Source organism: Streptomyces lomondensis, assembly GCF_014651035.1.
Classification (GTDB): Bacteria; Actinomycetota; Actinomycetes; order Streptomycetales; family Streptomycetaceae; genus Streptomyces; species Streptomyces lomondensis.
Genome location: NZ_BMWC01000010.1, coordinates 315,591 through 335,756 on the forward strand (window position 1 = coordinate 315,591; position 20,166 = coordinate 335,756).

The following is a 20,166-nucleotide window of genomic DNA, read 5'->3' on the forward strand; positions in this document are numbered from 1 at the left end:
CGGCCCTGCGGAGCACTCACAGCCAGCCCGCGAACTCCAGCAGCAACTCCGCGTCCCGGGGCCGCCCCACCCGCCCCGCACGCACGCCCGACTCCACGGCCCGGAACAGCGTCCACCCGCGCAGCCGCTCCTGGTCCACGTCCAGGGACTCGGCCAGCCGCTTCACCCGGCGCCGGGTCGTGGCCGCGCCGGACGGCTGGGCGATCAGGTCCTCCACCCGGTCCCGGACCAGCCGGGCCAGATCGAACGCACACTCGCCGACCACCGGGTCCGGTCCCACGGCCAGCCACGGCATCCGCTCCCCGGCGAGCACCTTGCTCTGCCGGAACGTGCCGTGCAGCAGCCGGTGCTCGGGCGGCGCGGCCAGCAACTCCTCGCGCGCCGCCAGCGCCAGGTCGACCAGCGGGGCCACCTCGGGCTCGGTCCGCGCCCGGGTCCGCATCGCCTCGGCCTGCCGCCCGGTCCGCTCGGCCACGGTCTCGAAGGGGAAGCCGGCGGGCGGCTCCACCCACAGCCGCCGCAGCGTCCCCGCCGCCTCCAGCAGCGCCTTCGCCTCCGGCAGCGACCGCACCGACACATCCGGATGCAGCCGCTCCAGCAGCAGCACCCCCTCGTCCGATGCGGGTGCCTCCCCGCTCGGGGGAGTCTCGAGCAGCTGTACGGCACCCCGTCCGGCCCAGTGCGCCAGCGCGGCCCGCTCGGCCTCGGGGCGGGCCCGGCCCGGCGCCAGCTTCAGCACGGCGGGCGTCCCGTCGGCCCTGCGCACCAGCACCACCAGGCTGCTGCGCCCGCCCGGCACCTGCACCCGCTCCACGGTCAACTCGCGTAGCGCGACGGCCCGCCGCGCCGCCTCGGGCAGCCGCTCCAGCCAGTCGTCACCCTCCGGTGCCGTCTCACCGAGCGCCCTGACCAGGCGCTTCGGCGGTTCGAAAGCCATGCGCGAGTCGTTCCCTTCGTGCTGTCCGCGGTGCGTGCCCAGCGGGTCACGCCGTCGGCGCCGCCGAGGGCGGGGCCGTGCCGGCCCGCTCGGCGAGCCCAGGGAAGGCTACGCTCTCCCCGCGCCAGCGCACCGCCCGCACCGCCGCCTCCCGCAGCGCCTCGGCGGCCAGGGCCCGCCGCCCGCCACCCGCCGCGCGCACCAGGTCGGCGTAGACCCCGGCCACCCGGTCCTCCAACTCGGCCGCGAGCCGCACGGCCGCCGCCGCGTCCGGCACCGGGAACGGCAGCGCGTACCCGGCGGCCGCCGCCACGGGCCTGCCCCCCAGGTCCTTCACCTCGCGCACCAGCGCGTCCCGGCGCGCCCGGTGCGCGTCGTACGCCGTCCGTGCCTCGACGCGCTGCCCGCCGCCGATCTTCCCGCCGACGACGCCGTACCCGTACACCGCCGCGTGCTCGGCCGCCAGCGCCGCCTGGAGGGCCCGCAGCTCCCGGTCCTTCGCCTCGCTCACGCGCCACCCTCCGTCAGCAGATACACGTGCGCCGCCCCGGCCGCCGCCACCGAGGCCAGCAGCCGCGCCAGCTCGCCCGGCGCGCCCAGCAACTCCTCGGACCGCCGGTCGGCAAGCTCCCGCTCCGCGGCGGCGAGCCCGGCCAGGGCGTCCTTGTCGTTCCCCGGTACGGCGGCCGACGGCGAGGCCGACCCCGAGCCCGACACCGAGGGGGACGCTTTCCGGCCACCCCCGAACGCCTGCGCGTGCCGTACGACGTTCTCCCGCAGCGGTCCCAGCCGCTCCGCCAGCGCCGGCCGGGCCGCGATCACCGCGTCGTAGCGCTCCACCAGTCCCTCGCTGTCCCGCGCCGCACGCGCGCGTGCCCGGCGCTCGGCGGCCGACGGGCCGTCGCCCGGGCCGGCCGGGTCCTTGCCGCCGGCGGTGCAGCCCGCCAGGGCTAGGGCCGTCGGGCCGAGGGCGAGCAGACTCCTTCTGCGGGGCCCCGAGCGGGCGCGCGGGGATGAGGGCAACGGCACGTCAGACGTCCTCGGGGGCTCGTTTCGAGAAAGATGCGCATGGCAGGGCTGCACGCCCGTGATCACGGTACCCGGGCCCCCGCCCGGGACCACTCAGCGGCACCGTCGGTGACCGGGTGGACGGCAACACTCCCCGCGACCGGATACCCTTTGACCAGACACGCGACCCATCCCACAACAGCACACGCGGCCGAGGAGTCACCCGGATGAGCACCACCCAGAGCGAGAGGCTGCGAGAACTGCTGGAACCGCTCGTCACCTCCCAGGGCCTGGACCTCGAAGAGATCGCCGTGGACTCCGTCGGACGCAAGCGTGTGCTGCGCGTCGTCGTCGACTCGGACACCGGGGCGGACCTGGACCAGATCGCCGATGTGAGCCGCGCGCTCTCGGCGAAGCTCGACGAGACGGACGCGATGGGCGAGGGGGAGTACACCCTCGAGGTCGGCACCCCGGGCGCGGAGCGCCTCCTCACGGAACACCGGCACTTCGTCCGCGCCACGGACCGGCTGGTGAAGTTCCAGCTGGCCGAGGGCGGCGAGCTGGTCGCCAGGATCCTGAAGGTCGACGACGACGGCGTCGACACCGAGGTGCCCGGGGTCAAGGGCCGCAAGGCCACCGCGCGCAGACTCGCCTTCGACGACATCGCCCGGGCGCGCGTCCAGGTCGAGTTCAGCCGCAAGGACAACAAGAAGGAAGAGGAGGCGTAGCCGTGGACATCGACATGAGTGCCCTGCGGGGCTTGGTTCGGGAGAAGGAGATCTCCTTCGACCTGCTGGTCGAGGCGATCGAGTCGGCCCTCCTCATCGCCTACCACCGCACCGAGGGAAGCCGCCGCCACGCGCGCGTGGAGCTCAACCGGGAGACCGGCCATGTGACCGTTTGGGCGAAGGAGGACCCGGACGACCTCGAGGAGGGCCAGGAGCCCCGCGAGTTCGACGACACCCCGTCCGGCTTCGGCCGGATCGCCGCCACCACGGCCAAGCAGGTCATCCTCCAGCGCCTGCGCGACGCCGAGGACGACGCCACGCTCGGCGAGTACGCCGGCCGCGAGGGCGACATCGTCACCGGCGTGGTCCAGCAGGGCCGCGACCCGAAGAACGTGCTCGTCGACATCGGCAAGCTGGAGGCCATCCTGCCGGTGCAGGAGCAGGTGCCGGGCGAGACGTATCCGCACGGCATGCGCCTGCGGTCGTACGTCGTCCGGGTGGCCAAGGGCGTCCGCGGCCCGTCCGTGACGCTCTCCCGTACGCACCCCAACCTGGTGAAGAAGCTCTTCGCCCTGGAGGTGCCGGAGATCGCCGACGGCTCCGTGGAGATCGCCGCGATCGCCCGTGAGGCCGGTCACCGCACGAAGATCGCCGTACGGTCCACCCGCTCGGGCCTGAACGCCAAGGGCGCCTGCATCGGCCCCATGGGCGGCCGGGTCCGCAACGTGATGGGCGAGCTGAACGGTGAGAAGATCGACATCGTCGACTGGTCGGACGACCCGGCCGAGATGGTGGCGAACGCGCTCTCCCCGGCCCGCGTCTCGAAGGTCGAGATCGTGGACATGGCGACCCGGTCCGCCCGGGTGACCGTCCCCGACTACCAGCTGTCCCTGGCCATCGGCAAGGAGGGGCAGAACGCCCGCCTCGCGGCCCGGCTGACCGGCTGGCGGATCGACATCCGCCCGGACACGGAACCGGCCGCGGAACAGGTCCGGGACCGATCCGGGGAATAGATCCAAGCCGCAGGCCGTTCAGATCACGACAGGTTCTTGCGCGGCAACTGTTCGAGTCCTGCCCTAAAAGGGGTGAGGCGCGTACGGGGAGGTAGACTTAGCAGTGTCTGGCCGGACGCGCGCCCGCGCATGCCCTGAACGCACCTGTGTGGGGTGTCGGGAGCGAGCGGCCAAGGCGGAACTGCTGCGGATCGTGGCGATCAAGGGCGCATGCGTCCCTGATCCTCGCGGTACGCTGCCCGGCCGGGGTGCGTACGTTCACCCCGCCCCGGTCTGTCTCGACCAGGCGGTACGCCGCCGGGCGTTCACGAGGGCACTGCGCGCCCCAGGAGCGCTCGACACAAAGGCGTTGCGCCGATACGTCGAGCAGACAACAGTTGCCGAGAAGGCAACACCGTAAGACGTGCCGTACGGAACCCCGTGCGGTGTAGGTACCTCGCGAGTCGAAAGCAGGTCGAGATTGCGATGAGCACTCGATGAGTACGCGATGAGTACGCCCATGAACTAGCGACGGTCCGGACGCAACCCGGACCTCAAAGGAGCGAAGTGGCTAAGGTCCGGGTCTACGAACTCGCCAAGGAGTTCGGCGTCGAGAGCAAGGTCGTCATGGCCAAGCTCCAGGAACTCGGTGAATTCGTCCGTTCGGCGTCTTCGACGATCGAAGCGCCTGTAGTACGCAAGCTGACGGACGCCCTCCAGCAGGGCAACGGAGGCGGCAAGTCCGCCCCCGCACGCAAGGCTGCCCCGGCGAAGCCGGGCGCCCCCTCTCCCGCGCAGGCTGCCCGTCCGGCCGCCCCGCGCCCGCCGGCCCCCAAGCCGGCCGCCGAGAAGCCCGCGGCTCCCGCCGCGCCGGCCGCTCCCGGCCCCCGTCCCACCCCGGGCCCGAAGCCCGCGCCGCGGCCCGCCCCGGCGTCCCCGGCTCCGACGACGCCCGAGTTCACGGCGCCGCCGTCGGCTCCCGCCGCGCCGGCCTCGTCCCAGGGTTCCGGCCCGCGTCCGGGCGCCCCGCGTCCGGCCGGCCAGTCGCCGCGTCCGGGTGCTCCCCGTCCGGGTGGTCCCGGCCAGGGCGGCCAGGGCCGTGGTGAGCGTGGCGACCGTCCCGGCGCTCCGCGTCAGGGTGGCGGCGCGCCGCGTCCCGGTGCCCGTCCGGCGGGTCCCCGTCCGGGCAACAACCCGTTCACCTCTGGTGGCTCCACCGGCATGGCGCGCCCGCAGGCGCCCCGTCCGGGCGGCGCCCCGCGTCCGGGCGGCCCCGGTGCCCCCGGCGGTGCCCCGCGTCCGCAGGGCCAGGGCCAGGGCGGTCCCCGTCCCCAGGGTGCGGCGGGCGGTCCCCGTCCGCAGGCTCCGGGCGGCGCGCGTCCCACGCCGGGCGGCATGCCCCGTCCGCAGGGCGGCGGTCCGCGTCCCGGCGGCGGTCCCGGCGGTCCGCGTCCGAACCCCGGCATGATGCCGCAGCGTCCGGCTGCCGGCCCGCGTCCCGGTGGCGGTGGCCCCGGCGGCCGCGGTCCCGGTGGCGGCGGTCGTCCGGGTGGCGGCGCCGGTCGTCCCGGTGGCGGCGGTTTCGCCGGTCGTCCCGGTGGCGGCGGTGGCGGTTTCGCCGGTCGTCCCGGCGGTCCCGGTGGCGGTGGCGGCGGTTTCGCCGGTCGTCCCGGTGGTCCCGGTGGCGGCGGTGGCCGTCCCGGCTTCGGTGGTCGTCCCGGTGGTCCGGGTGGCCGTGGTGGCACGCAGGGCGCCTTCGGCCGTCCCGGCGGTCCCGCGCGTCGTGGCCGTAAGTCGAAGCGGCAGAGGCGCCAGGAGTACGAGGCCATGCAGGCCCCGTCGGTCGGCGGCGTGATGCTGCCTCGCGGCAACGGCGAGACCATTCGCCTGTCGCGCGGTGCGTCGCTCACCGACTTCGCGGAGAAGATCAACGCCAACCCGGCGTCGCTCGTCGCGGTCATGATGAACCTCGGCGAGATGGTCACGGCCACGCAGTCCGTCTCCGACGAGACGCTGCAGCTCCTCGCCGACGAGATGAACTACACGGTTCAGATCGTCAGCCCCGAGGAGGAGGACCGCGAGCTGCTCGAGTCCTTCGACCTGGAGTTCGGCGAGGACGAGGGCACCGAGGAAGACCTCGTGGTCCGTCCGCCGGTGGTGACCGTCATGGGTCACGTCGACCACGGTAAGACCCGACTGCTCGACGCCATCCGCAAGACGAACGTCATCGCGGGCGAGGCCGGCGGCATCACCCAGCACATCGGTGCCTACCAGGTCGCGACCGAGGTCAACGACGAAGAGCGCAAGATCACCTTCATCGACACCCCGGGTCACGAGGCGTTCACCGCCATGCGTGCCCGTGGTGCGAAGTCGACCGACATCGCGATCCTGGTCGTCGCGGCCAACGACGGCGTCATGCCGCAGACGGTCGAGGCGCTCAACCACGCCAAGGCGGCCGACGTCCCGATCGTCGTCGCGGTCAACAAGATCGACGTCGAGGGCGCCGACCCGACCAAGGTGCGCGGTCAGCTCACCGAGTACGGGCTGGTGGCCGAGGAGTACGGCGGCGACACGATGTTCGTCGACATCTCCGCCAAGCAGGGTCTGCACATCGACTCCCTGCTGGAGGCCGTGATCCTCACCGCCGACGCCTCGCTCGACCTGCGGGCCAACCCGAACCAGGACGCGCAGGGCATCTCGATCGAGTCCCGTCTCGACCGCGGCCGCGGTGCCGTGGCGACGGTCCTCGTGCAGCGAGGCACCCTGCGGGTCGGCGACACGATGGTCGTGGGCGACGCCTACGGCCGGGTCCGTGCCATGCACGACGACAACGGCAACAACGTCACCGAGGCGGGCCCGTCGACGCCGGTCCAGGTCCTGGGCCTGACCAACGTCCCGGGCGCGGGCGACAACTTCATCGTGGTCGACGAGGACCGTACGGCCCGTCAGATCGCGGAGAAGCGCGCCGCCCGCGAGCGGAACGCGGCGTTCGCCAAGCGCACGCGCCGTGTGTCGCTGGAGGACCTGGACAAGGTGCTGAAGGCCGGCGAGGTCCAGCAGCTGAACCTGATCATCAAGGGCGACGCTTCTGGTTCGGTCGAGGCTCTGGAGTCCTCCCTGCTCCAGCTGGACGTCGGCGAAGAGGTCGACATCCGCGTCCTGCACCGCGGTGTTGGTGCGGTCACGGAGTCCGACATCGACCTGGCGATGGGCTCGGACGCGATCGTCATCGGCTTCAACGTCCGCGCTGCCGGGCGTGCCCAGCAGATGGCGGAGCGCGAGGGCGTGGACGTCCGCTACTACTCGGTCATCTACCAGGCGATCGAGGAGATCGAGGCGGCCCTCAAGGGCATGCTCAAGCCGGAGTTCGAGGAGGTCGAGCTCGGTACGGCGGAGATCCGCGAGGTCTTCAAGTCGTCCAAGCTGGGCAACATCGCGGGTGTGCTCATCCGCTCCGGCGAGGTCAAGCGGAACACCAAGGCCCGCCTGCTGCGCGACGGCAAGGTCATCGCGGAGAACCTCAACATCGAGGGCCTGCGTCGCTTCAAGGACGACGTCACCGAGATCCGCGAAGGGTTCGAGGGCGGTATCAACCTCGGCAACTTCAACGACATCAAGGTCGACGACGTCATCGCGACGTACGAGATGCGCGAGAAGCCGCGGGTGTAACCCACGGTTCGCCACCGACCGGCCGACGCGGCACCCGCCGCGTCGGCCGGTCGGCCGTTCGCCCATCCCACCGAGGAGCCTCGGTGGGCAGGGAAACCCGATCGAGCCCCCACCCGATTCGGGGTAACGTTCCTGATGTCCCCGCCACCCGACACCGGCAGGGCCTTCGATCCCGTACCGGCGGGTCATCCGGATACACACATGTACGTGGGGACGCTGTCCTTCGACCTGCTCCTCGGCGACGTACGGTCGCTGAAGGAGAAGCGCTCCGTCGTCCGCCCGATCGTCGCCGAGCTCCAGCGCAAGTACGCGGTGAGCGCGGCCGAGGTGGACCACATGGACCTCCATCGCAGGGCCGTCATCGGCCTCGCGTTGGTGTCCGGCGACGCGGGGCACCTGAGCGATGTGCTCGACCGGTGCGAACGGCTGGTCGCCGGCCGCCCCGAGGTGGAGTTGCTGTCCGTCCGGCGGCGCTTCCACGGCGAAGACGACTGACGACCGACCAAGAACGACCCAGACAGGAAAGAACGGGAGACGGACCAGTGGCCGACAACGCGCGGGCTAAAAGGCTGGCGGACCTCATCCGAGAGGTGGTGGCCCAGAAGCTGCAGCGCGGGATCAAGGACCCGCGGCTCGGCTCGCACGTCACCATCACGGACACCCGGGTCACGGGTGACCTCAGGGAGGCGACCGTCTTCTACACGGTGTACGGGGACGACGAGGAGCGCGCGGCGGCCGCCGCCGGTCTGGAGAGCGCCAAGGGCGTGCTCCGTTCCGCGGTCGGCGCGGCGGCGGGCGTGAAGTTCACGCCGACGCTGACCTTCGTGGCCGACGCGCTGCCCGACACCGCCCGGACCATCGAGGACCTCCTCGACAAGGCCCGCCAGTCCGACGAGAAGGTGCGCGAGGTCTCGGCGGGCGCCAAGTACGCCGGTGACGCCGACCCGTACCGCAAGCCGGACGAGGACGACGAGACGGACGACACCGCCGAATGACCCAGAAGCACACCACGCCCGACGGCCTCGTCATCGTCGACAAGCCGTCGGGCTTCACTTCGCACGACGTCGTCGCCAAGATGCGCGGCATCGCCAGGACACGACGCGTCGGGCACGCCGGCACCCTCGACCCGATGGCGACGGGCGTCCTTGTCCTCGGCGTCGAGAAGGCCACCAAGCTCCTCGGCCACCTCGCGCTGACCGAGAAGGAGTACCTGGGCACCATCCGGCTCGGGCAGAACACCCTCACGGACGACGCCGAGGGGGACATCACCTCCGCCGCCGACGCCTCCAAGGTCACCCGCGACGCCATCGACGCCGGCATCGCCAAGCTGACCGGCGACATCATGCAGGTGCCGTCCAAGGTCAGCGCCATCAAGATCAACGGCGTGCGCTCCTACAAGCGGGCCCGCGAGGGCGAGGAGTTCGACATCCCGGCCCGGCCCGTCACGGTCTCCTCCTTCGGCGTGTACGACGTCCGGGACGCCGTCGCCGAGGACGGCACGCCCGTACTCGACCTCGTCGTGTCGGTCGTCTGCTCCTCCGGCACCTACATCCGGGCCCTCGCCCGCGACCTGGGCGCGGACCTCGGTGTCGGCGGGCACCTCACCGCCCTGCGCCGCACCCGCGTCGGCCCCTACAAGCTGGACGCGGCCCGCACCCTCGACCAGCTCCAGCAGGAGCTGACCGTGATGCCGGTCGCCGAGGCCGCCGCGGCCGCGTTCCCCCGCTGGGACGTCGACGCCCGGCGCGCCCGGCTGCTCACCAACGGCGTACGGCTGGAGATGCCCGACCAGTACGCGGGCTCCGGCCCCGTCGCCGTCTTCGACCCGGAGGGCCGCTTCCTCGCCCTCGTCGAGGAGCAGCGGGGCAAGGCCAAGAGCCTGGCCGTCTTCGGCTGACCGCCCGCCCGGGGCGGTCCGCCCGTGGAGCGGCGACCACGGGGTACCTCCACTGCCGCCGCTCCACGGTCCCCCCTCGGTTCCCCCACCCCTAGGGTGTATCCAGCAGCCCCGCTTCCTTCACCCGTCTGTGCAGGCGCTCGGAGTGAACCGGGGGAGCGGAAGGGGGCGCTTTCGCAGAGCGATCTGTCCCGCTGATCATCTCGCCCCTACCGTCGAACACAAGGGCACGGGTGTACGGCGGGGAGGCTCGACGATGACGTCGCGGAACCGGTCCCGGGAGACACACGACAGCGCACCAGGCTCCCAGGACCACCCCGGAACAACGGAACGGATGACAGCAGCGGCGGAGCACGGAGACCGGGCGACCCCCGGCGAGGCGCTCGTCCGCATCCACGACCTGGCCGGCCGCCCCCGCGGCACCGGCTTCCTGGCCGACCACCACGGCACGCTCGTCACCAGCCACGAGGCCGTCGACGGACTGTCCCGGCTCGTCCTGCACGGGGCCGGGGACCGGCACCGGGTCGTGACCGCCGACGCGGTCACCCCGCTGCCCGCGCTCGACCTCGCCCTCGTCCGCACGGAGGGGCTGGGCGTGCCGCCGCTGCCCGTCACCGTGCGGGAGGGGGCGGGGACCGGTGCCTATGTGCGGATCGCCGCCGGGGGCTGGCGCGAGGCGCGGGTGCTGGGCCGGACGGCCGTGACGTACGCGGCCACGGACCGCTTCCACCACCTCGACAACGCGCTGGAACTGGCGGTCGGCACGGCGGGGCGGGACGCGCTGCGACTGGGCGGCGGAGCGGCCGGCGGCCCGGTGCTCGACGCCCGGACGGGCGCCGTCGTCGGTGTGCTCGGCACGGCGCTCAGCTCCGGCCACCGCGACGTCGGGTTCGCCGTACCGCTGCACCCCGGTGCACCCGGCGTGGCGGGCCCGCTCGCCGACCTGCTCGTCGAGAACGCGGCGACGGTCCCCGCGTACGGCGCCGACCTCAACCTGGCCGGGGTGCTGGAGCTGACCGGCACGTCGGTGGGGCTGGACGGCCCGCCCGGCGGGACCGGTGTCCCGGAACCGGTCGAACGGGCGGCTGTGGCCGACGGGTTCCACGCCTTCACGGCGGGTCCGGCGGCCGTGCTCGGCCTCGTCGGGGCGCCCGGCAGCGGGCGTACGACGGAACTCGCGGCGCTCGCCGCCCGCCGCGCCCGCAGCGGGCAACCCACCCTGTGGCTGCGCGGCTGCGACCTGCGGGACGGCGACGCGTCGGTGGCGGACGCGGCCTACCGGGCCCTGAACCGGGCCGTCCCCGTGGTGGCAGCCGCACGAGTTCCCTTCCCCGCCGAGCCGGGCGAGATCACGCCCGAGCGCCTCGCCCGCCTCGCCGGTGCCCTCGGGCGTCCCCTGCTGCTCCTCCTCGACGGCCCGGAGGAGATGCCGCCGGCCCTGGCACGCCGCCTGGCCGACTGGACGGAGGGGACGCTGCGCTGGCTGCGGGAGACGGGCGTACGACTGGTCGTGGCGTGCCGGACGGAGTACTGGGAGGAGGTGGCGGACCTGCTGCACCGGCCCGCGTGCGTCCACCTCGGCGACCTCACCGAGGACGAGGCCCGGGAGGCCCGCCTGCGTCACGGCGTCCCGGAGAGCGCCCTCGTCCCGGCCGACGCCCGGCACCCCCTCACCCTCCGGCTGCTCGCCGAGGTCAGAGCCGCCCTCGCCGACGACCCCGGAACCCCGGAGGTCGCCGCCGTCGACCGGCACGAGGTCTTCGCCGCCTACCTGGACCTGATGTCCCTGCGCATCGCCCTCCGGCTGGCCGCCGGGAACGGCCTGCGCGGCAGTGCCGTACGCCGGCTGGCCGCCAAGGTCGCCGGGCAGGTGCACGAGGCCGCCCGGCGCAGCCTCGGACCGGGGCCGGGGGATCTGGACCGGGAGGCGTTCGAGGCGGTGTTCCCGTGGGGGCCCGCCCCGGCGCGGCTCGGCGGCGGCACCGGCTGGGCGTCGGCCGTCCTCGCCGAGGGCCTGCTCGTGCCCGCCGGGCCCGGCTACCGCTTCGCCCACGAGGAACTCGCCGACTGGCTCCAGGGCACGCACCTCGACCTCGACGAGGCCCTGCACGCCCTCGTCCACCGCCGCCGGGACCCGCGGTCCGAACCCGTCCCGCACCATCGCATCGGGCCCGTCGTCCAGGCCCTGCTGTGCCTCGCCCGCCAGCACGGCACGGACCGGTCGGCCTCCCGACTCGCGGAGCTGGTGCACGCCCTGGACACCGGCCCGCACTCCTGGTGGGCCGCCCGGCTGCTCGCCGAGACCCTGACGGCCGTGCCCGACGCGACGCCCTACACCGAGGTGCTGCGGCTGCTGGCCGACCGGATCGTGGCCTGGCGGCGACAGGAGCGGCCCGTGCCGGGGGAGTTCGGGCCCGCCTTCTGGACCGGTCTGCGGCTGCCGGAGGACGTGCGCCTCACTCTGCTCAGGCGGCTGGTCCACGCCGACGGCCCGCCGTGCGAGGCCGGCCCGCGCTTCCTGGACGCCGTCGCCGGGCTGCTCACCGCCGACCCCGCCGCCGTGCAACCGCTGCTCACCGACTGGTTCGACGACGAGCAGCCCCTGCCCGCCACCCCGCACGCGACCGTGGCCACCGCCGCGCAGGCGCTGCTGCACACCCACCGCCATCGCGCCCTGGACGACCTGACGGACGTGCTCGTCGACCGCGCCCACCGGCGGGCGAGGGAACTGCTCGCCGTACTGGCCGAGGAGGAACCGTCGGCCGTGTGCCGGGCCGTCGACCGGTGGGCGCGCGACGAGCGGCCGGCGCGCCGGAGCGCCGCGGTGACGCACGGACTGCGCGTCGCGCCGCACGTGAGCACCGGAGGCGACCGCGCCCTCCTGCGCTACGCCGCCCGTACCCTGCTCGCCCGCCCCGCCGACCGCGCCCTGCACGGTGGAGCGCTCGCCCTCCTCGTCCAGGACCCGCAGACCCGGGCCCGATACCTCCCGCGGGCGCTGGAGCACTTCGCGGCGGGTGATCCGCAGCTCCCGCCGGACGCGCTGGCCGGTGCCCTCCCGGCCTGCCCCGAGCCGGTCCTCGGTGCCTTCGCCGCGCGGCTGGAGCGGCCGGACCCGGAGGAGCCCCTGCGGGCGCTCGCCGACGCCACCCCGCCCGGCCTGGCCCGCCGGGTCGCCGTGCTGGTCCGGGAGGCGGCGCAGCGGCGGCCGGAACTCGCCGGGCAGGTGGCCGCGTACGTCGACCAGCGGCTCGACCGGGGTCCCGCCGCCCGGGCCGTGCTGCTGCCGCTGGTCACCGGCCTGCTGGAGGGCGGCCCGGTACGGCTGCGGTGCGCCCTCGCCGCCGTCCTCACCCCGCCCGGCATCCCCGCCTCCCGCCCGCTGCGCCGCGAACTGCGCGACGCGCTCCTCGACCGCGAGCACGACACGGACGTCCTCGACGCGCTGCTGCACGCCGCCGCCCGCAACGGCGGCGACGACCTGCGCGACCTCGTCCACCGCATCGGCCTGCGCCTCGCCAACACCCCGGAGGGCGCGGGCCGCTTCGACCGCGCCCTGGTCGACCTCGGCCGGCACGTGCCCGGCTTCGCCGCCCGCGTGGCCGGCTGGCTGGCCGACGCGCCGGGGGAGTGGGCGGCGCTGGTCGGGCCGAGCGCCCACCGGACGATCGAGAACCTGGCGGGCGTACGCGTCCCCGCGTGACACGGTCCCCGGCGGCCGGGCCGGAGTACGGTGCCCGTGCGCCCTGTCACAGCCCCCATGCCGATGCGGGGCGGAAGCACCCGGCATGGCACCCTTAGACCTGCGCACGAGGCAACCCCGGACAACCGGCCGGACACGGGTTCGACGAGCTTTCGACAAGGAGCAGGCACAGTGCAGCGCTGGCGTGGCTTGGAGGACATCCCCCAGGACTGGGGGCGCAGCGTCGTCACCATCGGTTCCTACGACGGCGTCCACCGCGGACACCAGCTGATCATCCGGCATGCCGTGAACCGCGCCCGGGAGCTGGGCGTGCCCGCCGTCGTCGTCACCTTCGACCCGCACCCCAGCGAGGTCGTCCGCCCCGGCAGCCACCCGCCGCTCCTCGCCCCGCACCACCGCCGCGCCGAACTCATGGCGGACCTGGGCGTGGACGCGGTGCTCATCCTGCCCTTCACGACCGAGTTCTCGAAGCTGTCCCCGGCCGACTTCGTCGTCAAGGTGCTCGTCGACAAGCTGCGCGCCAAGGTGGTCGTCGAGGGCCCCAACTTCCGCTTCGGCCACAAGGCCGCGGGCAACGTGGAGTTCCTCGCCACGCAGGGCAAGACCTACGACTTCGAGGTCGACGTCGTCGACCTGTACGTGACGGGTGAGGCGGGCGGCGGTGAGCCGTTCTCCTCGACCCTGACCCGGCGCCTGGTCGCCGAGGGCGACGTCGAGGGCGCCGCCGAGATCCTCGGCCGGCCGCACCGGGTGGAGGGCGTCGTCGTCCGAGGCGCCCAGCGCGGGCGCGAACTGGGCTTCCCGACGGCCAACGTCGAGACGCTGCCGCACACGGCCGTCCCGGCCGACGGTGTGTACGCCGGCTGGCTGCACGCGCAGGGCGAGGCGATGCCGGCGGCGATCTCCGTGGGCACGAATCCGCAGTTCGAGGGGACCGAGCGGACGGTGGAGGCGTATGCCATCGACCGGGTCGGGCTCGATCTGTACGGGTTGCATGTCGCGGTCGACTTCTTGGCGTTCGTGCGGGGGCAGGCGAAGTTCGAGTCGGTGGATGCCTTGTTGGAGCAGATGGGGCGGGACGTCGAGAAGTGCAGGGAGTTGGTGGCGGCTGACGAGGCTGCCTAGTTCGCTTGTGGGCCGTCTGCGGGTGGGTTGTGGCTTGTCGCGCAGTTCCCCGCGCCCCTGGGTGAGGACGCAGTTGCCCAGTGGCAGGCGACCTGGGACGTGGCGCTGCCGTCGAGGATCTTCAAGTCCTGGTTCCTGCATGCGTCTGCCACGCCCGCTGTCTCCGCCTCGCCGCTCGACAGGATCTGGCAGCGGGCGTGGAAGCGGCAGCCTGAGGGGACGCGGGAGGGGTCCGGGGGTTCGCCGGTGAGGACCACCGGCGTGCCCGGGGCCTCCGGGAGCACCGACAGCAGGGCCTGGGTGTAGGGGTGCCTGGGTGCCGTGAGGACCTGCTCCACCGCGCCCGTCTCGACGATCCGGCCCAGGTACATCACGGCCACCCGGTCGGCGATGTTCCAGGCCAGGCCCAGATCGTGCGTGACGACCAGCGCGGACAGGCCCAGGTCGGTGCGCAGCCGGAGCAGCAGGGCGAGGATCTCGCCGCGTACGGAGGCGTCGAGGGACGCCACCGGCTCGTCGGCGACGAGGAGTTCCGGTTCCAGGACGAGTGCGCCCGCGATGACGACGCGCTGGCGCTGTCCGCCGGACAGTTCGTGCGGGTAGCGCAGGAAGAAGCGCTCCGGTGGGCGCAGACCGGCCCGGGCCAGGGCCTCGGCGACCGCTGTCCGCTCGTCGCCGCCGTAGCCGTGGATGCGCAGGCCCTCGGCGACCGCGTCGTACACCGTGTGCCGCGGGTTGAGCGAGCCGCTCGGGTCCTGGAGGACCAGCTGGACGCGCTTGCGGTAGGCCTTGAGGGACCGGCCGGAGTAGTCCAGCGGGCGGCCGTCGAAGGCGACCCGGCCCGCCGTCGGCTCGACCAGGCCCAGCAGACAGCGGGCCAGGGTCGTCTTCCCGCAGCCGGACTCGCCGACCAGGGCGACGATCTCGCCGGGCCGGATGTCGAGGTCCACGCCGTCCACCGCGCGGGCCCGGGGGCCGCCGTGCCGGCCGGGGAAGGTGACGTACAGGCCCTGGGCGCTCAGCAGCGGGGCCGTGGTGACCTCGGGGGCCGTGGGGGAGATGGTCATGGCGTGCTGGGCCTCGCTTCCTCCAGGGCCTCCGGGTCCTCGGCCGGCCGGTCCCCTTGGGCCGCCGGGGTCTCGGCCGACGGCCCCTCGTCCGGCCGCGGCCCGACCAGCACACACGCCGCCCGGCGTTCCGGACCGGCCGCGCGCAGGGCCGGGTCCTCCTCGGGGCAGGTCTCCAAGGCCACCGGACAGCGCGGATGGAACGTGCACCCGGACGGCAGCGCGGCCGGATCGGGCGGGTCGCCCGCCAGCCCCTGCGGCGCGAACCGGGACGCCGGGTCGCCGATGCGCGGGAACGCGGCCGACAGCGCCCTGGCATACGGGTGCCGGGCGTCCTCGTACACCTGCCGGGCCGGGCCCTCCTCGACCACCCGGCCCGCGTACATCACCGCCAGCCGGTCGCAGGTGTCGGCCAGGACGGCCAGGTCGTGGCTGATCATGATCAGGCCGAGGTCCTGGTCGGCGACCAGTTGCTCGATGAGCCGCAGGATCTGGGCCTGGATCATCACATCGAGCGCGGTGGTCGGCTCGTCGGCGATGATCAGCCGCGGGTCGCAGGCCAGCGCCATGGCGATCATGACGCGCTGGCGCTGCCCGCCGGACAGCTCGTGCGGGTAGGCGTCCGCGCGGGCGGCGGGCAGGCCGACCTGCTCCAGCAACTCGCCGGTCTTCTTCTTCGCCCCGGCCGGGGTCGCCTTCCGGTGCAGCAGGATCGGCTCGGCGATCTGGTCGCCGATGCGGTGCACGGCGTTCAGGGAGTGCATCGCGCCCTGGAAGACGACGGACGCCCCGGCCCAGCGGACCGCCCGCACCCGGCCCCACTTCATCGTCAGCACGTCCTCGCCGTCGAGCAGGACCTCCCCGGTGACGCGGGTCCCGGACGGCAGCAGCCGCAGCAGGGCCAGTGCCAGCGTGGACTTGCCGCAGCCGGACTCGCCGGCCAGACCGAGCTTGCGGCCCGCGTCCAGGCGCAGGTCCACCCCGCGCACGGCGGCGGCCCCGCCCGGATACGTCACGGTCAGGTTCCTGACGTCGAGCAGACTCAACGCGACACCCCCAGCCTGGGGTTGAGGACGGACTCCACGGCCCGCCCGCACAGCGTGAACGCCAGCGCCACCACGGCGATGGCGATGCCCGGCGGCACCAGGTACCACCAGTCCCCGGCACTGACCGCGCCCGCCTCCCGCGCGTCCTGGAGCAGCCCGCCCCACGACACGACCGTCGGATCCCCGAGGCCGAGGAAGGCGAGCGTCGCCTCGGCGAGGATCGCGGTGGAGATGATCAGGGTCGTCTGCGCCAGCACCAGCGGCATGACGTTGGGCAGCACGTGCCGGGACATGATGTGCCAGTGCCCGCCGCCGAGCGCCCTCGCCCGCTCGATGTACGGCCGGGTCTCCACGGCGAGGGTCTGCGCGCGCACCAGCCGGGCCGTGGTCGGCCAGGTGGTGACGCCGATCGCGACGACGGTCGTGGTCAGCGAGCGGGACATCACGGTGGCCAGGGCGATCGCCAGCACCAGCGTCGGCATGACCAGGAACCAGTCGGTGATCCGCATCATCACGGTCGCGTACCAGCCCTTGAAGTGCCCGGCCGTCACTCCGATCAGGGTGCCGATCGCGACCGACAGCACGGCGGCGAGCAGCCCGACCAGCAGCGACACCCGCGAGCCCCAGACCACCAGGCCCAGCAGGTCCCGCCCGAACTGGTCGGTGCCGAGCGGGAACCCGGCGCTCGGGCTCTGCATCGGACGCCCCGGCGCGTCGGTCACACTGCTCACGTCGGAGCCCACGAACAGCGGTGCGAACAACGCCAGCAGTGCGCACAGGGCGAGCACGGCCAGTCCGTACAGCCCCGCCCGCTCCGCGCGGTACTGCCGCCAGAAGCGGGCGACGGAGGCCCGGCGCCGCTGCCGGGCGAGGGTGCGCGGGCTCAGGGCCGGATCGGTCGTCGTCATCGGGCCACCCGGGGGTCCAGCAGCGGATAGACCAGGTCGGCGAGGGTGTTCATCACGATCACCGCGGCGGCGAACACGAAGAACAACCCCTGCACCAGCGGCAGGTCGGGCACGCTCAGCGCCTGGTAGAACAGCCCGCCGAGCCCCGGCCAGGAGAACACCGTCTCCACCAGGATCACGCCCGCCACCGTCCGGCCGAGGTTGATGAAGATCAGTGTCACGGTCGGCAGCAGCGCGTTCGGCACGGCGTGCCGGCGCCGCACCAGGTCGTCCCGCAGCCCCTTGGCCCGGGCGGTCGTCAGATAGTCGCTGCCCATCTCGTCCAGCAGCGCCGACCGCGTGACCAGCAGCGTCTGCCCGTACTCCACGGCCACCAGCGTCACCACCGGCAGCACCAGATGGTGCGCCACGTCGACGACGTACGCGAAGCCCTCCTTGCCGCCCGACTCCATGCCGCCGGTGGGGAACATCCCGGGGATCGGCCCGATGCCCACCGACAGCACGATGATCAGCAGCAGCCCGAGCCAGAACGACGGGATGGAGTACAGCGTCAGCGCCAGGCCGGTGTTGACCCGGTCGCCGAGCCCGCCGCGCCGCCACGCCGAGCGGGTGCCGAGGAAGATGCCGAGCGCGGTGTAGAGGACGAAGGCGGTCCCGGTGAGCAGCAGGGTGTTCGGCAGCGCCTCGGTGATCTTGTCGACGACGGGCGCGCGGAACTGGTACGACGTCCCGAAGTCGCCGGTGAGCGCCTTGCCGCAGTAGTCCGTGAACTGCCGCCACAGCGGCAGGTCGAGCCCGAACTCGCGGCGATAGGCGGCCAGCTGCTCGGCCGACACCTGACGGCCACCGGTCATGGTCTTCACCGGGTCGCCGGGGATCAGCCGGAAGAGGAAGAAGCTGGTCACGAGGACGGCCAGCAGCGACACGGCCGCACCGGCCACCTTGCCGGCCAGGTACCGCGGGTACGCGGAGCCCTTGCGTACCCGCGGCCCGGCCGCCGTCTGCTGCTTGTCCTCGACCAGCGCGGGGGTCGCGTCAGCGGTCATGAGTGCCCGTTCGCCGCTCTACTCGCGGTCCTCGGCGGTGGCCCGCCGCCGCATCGCCGCGAAGGCGCCGAGCCCGCCCAGGATCACGACCCCCGCGACGACCCCGACCACGACCCCCGTGGACGACGCGTTGTCCGAGGAACCGCCGGAGTCCGCCGGGACCGCCGACCACCAGCTCCAGTAGCCGTCCTGGCCGTAGATGTTGCCCGCCTTCGCCGGCATGGTCGTGATCGACTTGATCTGGTCCGTCCGGTAGGCCTCGACCGCGTTCGGATACGCCATGACGTTCATGTACCCGAGGTCGTACAGCCGCGACTCCATCTGCTTGACGATGTCCGCCCGTTTGGCGGGGTCGTACTCGGCGAGCTGCCGGGCGTAGAGCTCGTCGTACGTCTTGTCGCAGATGAAGTTGTCGGTCGCGCCCGTGTCCTCCGGGGTCGCCGGGAGCGCCCCGCAGGTGTGGATGGACAGCACGAAGTCCGGGTCGGGGTTGACCGACCAGCCGTCGAACGCCAGGTCGTACTTGCCGGCGAGCCAGGGGTCGGTCACGTTGTCCAGGCAGTTGAGCCGGACGCCGATGCCGAGGTCGCCCCACCACTCCTGGAGGTACTTGCCGACCGCCTTGTCGTTCGGGTCGGTGGCGTGGCACAGGACGCGGTAGGTGATCGGCTTGCCGTCCTTGCCGACGCGCTTGCCGTCGCCGTTCTTCTTGTAACCCGCCTGGTCGAGCAGCCGGGCCGCCTCGGCCGGGTCGTACGCCAGCTTCTGGCTCGCCGTCGGCTTCCAGAAGTACTGCGAGAAGCGCGGCGGGATGTAGCCCTCGCCCTCGACGGCGTGCCCCTGGAACACCTTGTCGATGATGGCCTTGCGGTCCACGGCCATGAACAGCGCGTTGCGCACCCGCTGGTCCAGCAGGGAGGGATGGCCGTCGCCGAACTTCTTTCCGTTCTTGGCCTTCGCGCCCGGGTTGGTGGCGAGGGCGTAGAAGCGGCGGCCGGGGGCGTCGTTGACCTTGATGTTCTCCGCGCCCTCCAGCGACGCCGCCTGAGCGGGCGTCAGGGACGGGGACCCGGCGACGAAGGACACCTCGCCCTTGCGCAGCGCGGACACGGCCGCGTCCTGGTCCTTGTAGTAGCGGAAGACCAGCTCGTCGAACTTCGGCGCCCCGCGCCAGAAGCTCTTGTTGGCCTTGAGGCGGACGTAGCTGTCGGCCTTGTAGCCGGTGAGCACGAACGGCCCGTTCCCCACGATCGGGAAGCTCTTGTCGTTGTTGAACTCGGAGAAGTCCGAGACCTTCTCCCACACGTGCTTCGGGACGATCGGCACGTCGAGCGCGGTCATCGTGGCCTGCGGCTTCTTCAGCTCGATGACCAGCTTGGTGGGGCTCGGGGCCGTCACCTTCCTGAAGTTCCCGACGTAGCTGCCGTTCGCCGTGGCCGCCCCGTCGTCGGTCATCATCTTGTTGAACGTCCACGCCGCGTCCTCGGCGGTGGCCTGCCTGCCGTCCGACCACGTCGAGTTGGAGCGGATCGTGTACGTCCAGGTCAGCTTGTCCGGCGACGACTCCCACTTGGTGGCCAGGCCCGGGATGGCGTGGTTGTCCTTGGGGTCGTAGTTGGTCAGGTACTCGTACATGAGCCGGTGGATGCTCGTGCTGAGCAGCCGGACCGCCAGGAACGGGCTGAGCGAGTCCACGCTCTGCGCGACCGCGACGGTCAGCACCTTCTTGCCGTCGTCGGCCGCCCGGGCCTGCCGGGGCGCCGGATCGAGCGGGGTCGCGAGACCGGCGGTGAGGGTGAGCGCGGCCGCCCCGGCCACGGCGACGAGCCGGAGGCCGCGCGGGAGGCTGCGTGTCTGATCGTTCGTGCCCATGGTCGGACCTCGCGTCATCGCTCGGACGGGAAGGACGGGTTGATCAGCTGTCAGTGGATGCTGAGTGTGTATCAGCGGCCGTCTCCACCCGTCAACGGCGCATTCACCCCTTGTGGCCTGCGGAAATAACGAATTGGCGAGCTTTTCGTGCCCATTGGTGGAGACCAC

17 protein-coding genes are annotated in these 20,166 nt (G+C 73.1%); 9 read left to right on the forward strand and 8 right to left on the reverse strand.

Translation table 11 applies throughout. The features are described from left to right. Positions 1-16: 16 nt before the first annotated feature. From IE255_RS29970 to IE255_RS29980, 3 genes are read right to left on the reverse strand one after another with little or no spacing between them, the layout of a single operon-like run. Complete coding sequence (locus IE255_RS29970) at positions 17-937, reverse strand: aminoglycoside phosphotransferase family protein (protein WP_190053514.1); 921 nt, start codon at positions 935-937, stop codon at positions 17-19. 46 nt (positions 938-983) lie between these two features. Then, the gene (locus IE255_RS29975) at positions 984-1,448 is read right to left on the reverse strand and encodes a DUF4439 domain-containing protein (protein ID WP_190053515.1); all 465 of its coding nucleotides are present in this window, start codon (positions 1,446-1,448) and stop codon (positions 984-986) included. Then, on the reverse strand, positions 1,445-1,966 hold the full coding sequence (locus tag IE255_RS29980) for a hypothetical protein (RefSeq protein ID WP_190053516.1): 522 nt from the start codon (positions 1,964-1,966) through the stop codon (positions 1,445-1,447). Before IE255_RS29980 ends, IE255_RS29975 begins: the two co-directional genes overlap by 4 nt. Before the next feature lie 206 nt (positions 1,967-2,172). Here IE255_RS29980 and rimP point away from each other — a divergent pair, with 206 nt between their 5' ends. The 9 genes from rimP to IE255_RS30025 all read left to right on the forward strand — a co-directional run bounded on the left by rimP (position 2,173) and on the right by IE255_RS30025 (position 14,059). After that, a complete protein-coding gene (rimP, locus tag IE255_RS29985) occupies positions 2,173-2,673 on the forward strand; it encodes a ribosome maturation factor RimP (protein WP_190053517.1) in 501 nt (166 codons plus the stop codon). A gap of 2 nt (positions 2,674-2,675) precedes the next feature. Continuing rightward, a complete protein-coding gene (nusA, locus tag IE255_RS29990; RefSeq protein WP_190053518.1) occupies positions 2,676-3,686 on the forward strand; it encodes a transcription termination factor NusA in 1,011 nt (336 codons plus the stop codon). Between the two features lie 103 nt (positions 3,687-3,789). Next, positions 3,790-4,086, forward strand: coding sequence for a YlxR family protein (locus IE255_RS29995; protein ID WP_190053519.1), 297 nt, complete (start codon positions 3,790-3,792; stop codon positions 4,084-4,086). A gap of 146 nt (positions 4,087-4,232) precedes the next feature. Next, on the forward strand, positions 4,233-7,334 hold the full coding sequence (infB, locus tag IE255_RS30000) for a translation initiation factor IF-2 (RefSeq protein WP_190053520.1): 3,102 nt from the start codon (positions 4,233-4,235) through the stop codon (positions 7,332-7,334). Positions 7,335-7,535: 201 nt separating this feature from the next. Then, entirely contained in the window at positions 7,536-7,829 is a 294-nt protein-coding gene (locus IE255_RS30005) for a DUF503 domain-containing protein (RefSeq protein ID WP_190053521.1), read from the forward strand. 47 nt (positions 7,830-7,876) lie between these two features. Beyond that, the gene (rbfA, locus tag IE255_RS30010; protein ID WP_114255623.1) at positions 7,877-8,329 is read left to right on the forward strand and encodes a 30S ribosome-binding factor RbfA; all 453 of its coding nucleotides are present in this window, start codon (positions 7,877-7,879) and stop codon (positions 8,327-8,329) included. Further along, entirely contained in the window at positions 8,326-9,231 is a 906-nt protein-coding gene (gene truB / locus IE255_RS30015; protein ID WP_190053522.1) for a tRNA pseudouridine(55) synthase TruB, read from the forward strand. Before rbfA ends, truB begins: the two co-directional genes overlap by 4 nt. A gap of 334 nt (positions 9,232-9,565) precedes the next feature. Then, a complete protein-coding gene (locus tag IE255_RS30020) occupies positions 9,566-12,934 on the forward strand; it encodes a trypsin-like peptidase domain-containing protein (RefSeq protein ID WP_229906643.1) in 3,369 nt (1,122 codons plus the stop codon). Between the two features lie 171 nt (positions 12,935-13,105). Then, positions 13,106-14,059, forward strand: coding sequence for a bifunctional riboflavin kinase/FAD synthetase (locus IE255_RS30025; protein WP_190053524.1), 954 nt, complete (start codon positions 13,106-13,108; stop codon positions 14,057-14,059). Here the strand turns inward: IE255_RS30025 and IE255_RS30030 are convergent. Genes IE255_RS30030 through IE255_RS30050 form a run of 5 tightly spaced genes read right to left on the reverse strand, consistent with a single transcriptional unit; the run spans position 14,056 to position 19,998 of the window. Continuing rightward, positions 14,056-15,126: an oligopeptide/dipeptide ABC transporter ATP-binding protein gene (locus IE255_RS30030; protein ID WP_190053525.1), complete on the reverse strand. Its 1,071-nt coding sequence runs from the start codon at positions 15,124-15,126 to the stop codon at positions 14,056-14,058. The genes IE255_RS30025 and IE255_RS30030 overlap by 4 nt on opposite strands. Continuing rightward, the gene (locus IE255_RS30035; RefSeq protein ID WP_190053526.1) at positions 15,123-16,172 is read right to left on the reverse strand and encodes an ABC transporter ATP-binding protein; all 1,050 of its coding nucleotides are present in this window, start codon (positions 16,170-16,172) and stop codon (positions 15,123-15,125) included. Before IE255_RS30035 ends, IE255_RS30030 begins: the two co-directional genes overlap by 4 nt. Next, entirely contained in the window at positions 16,169-17,080 is a 912-nt protein-coding gene (locus IE255_RS30040; RefSeq protein WP_190053527.1) for an ABC transporter permease, read from the reverse strand. The genes IE255_RS30035 and IE255_RS30040 overlap by 4 nt, the downstream gene beginning before the upstream one ends. Next, entirely contained in the window at positions 17,077-18,126 is a 1,050-nt protein-coding gene (locus tag IE255_RS30045; protein WP_190053528.1) for an ABC transporter permease, read from the reverse strand. The genes IE255_RS30040 and IE255_RS30045 overlap by 4 nt, the downstream gene beginning before the upstream one ends. Positions 18,127-18,144: 18 nt before the next feature. After that, entirely contained in the window at positions 18,145-19,998 is a 1,854-nt protein-coding gene (locus IE255_RS30050) for an ABC transporter substrate-binding protein (protein ID WP_190053529.1), read from the reverse strand. Positions 19,999-20,166: the final 168 nt, after the last annotated feature.

Excerpts from the sequence above, each read along its gene's own strand:
- rimP (WP_190053517.1), top strand. The coding sequence starts at position 2,173 with ATGAGCACCACCCAGAGCGAGAGGCTGCGAGAACTGCTGGAACCGCTC.
- IE255_RS30040 (WP_190053527.1), bottom strand. The coding sequence starts at position 17,080 with ATGACGACGACCGATCCGGCCCTGAGCCCGCGCACCCTCGCCCGGCAG.
- IE255_RS30005 (WP_190053521.1), top strand. The coding sequence starts at position 7,536 with ATGTACGTGGGGACGCTGTCCTTCGACCTGCTCCTCGGCGACGTACGG.
- IE255_RS30045 (WP_190053528.1), bottom strand. The coding sequence starts at position 18,126 with ATGACCGCTGACGCGACCCCCGCGCTGGTCGAGGACAAGCAGCAGACG.
- IE255_RS30020 (WP_229906643.1), top strand. The coding sequence starts at position 9,566 with ATGACAGCAGCGGCGGAGCACGGAGACCGGGCGACCCCCGGCGAGGCG.
- IE255_RS30030 (WP_190053525.1), bottom strand. The coding sequence starts at position 15,126 with ATGACCATCTCCCCCACGGCCCCCGAGGTCACCACGGCCCCGCTGCTG.
- truB (WP_190053522.1), top strand. The coding sequence starts at position 8,326 with ATGACCCAGAAGCACACCACGCCCGACGGCCTCGTCATCGTCGACAAG.
- IE255_RS29970 (WP_190053514.1), bottom strand. The coding sequence starts at position 937 with ATGGCTTTCGAACCGCCGAAGCGCCTGGTCAGGGCGCTCGGTGAGACG.
- IE255_RS30050 (WP_190053529.1), bottom strand. The coding sequence starts at position 19,998 with ATGGGCACGAACGATCAGACACGCAGCCTCCCGCGCGGCCTCCGGCTC.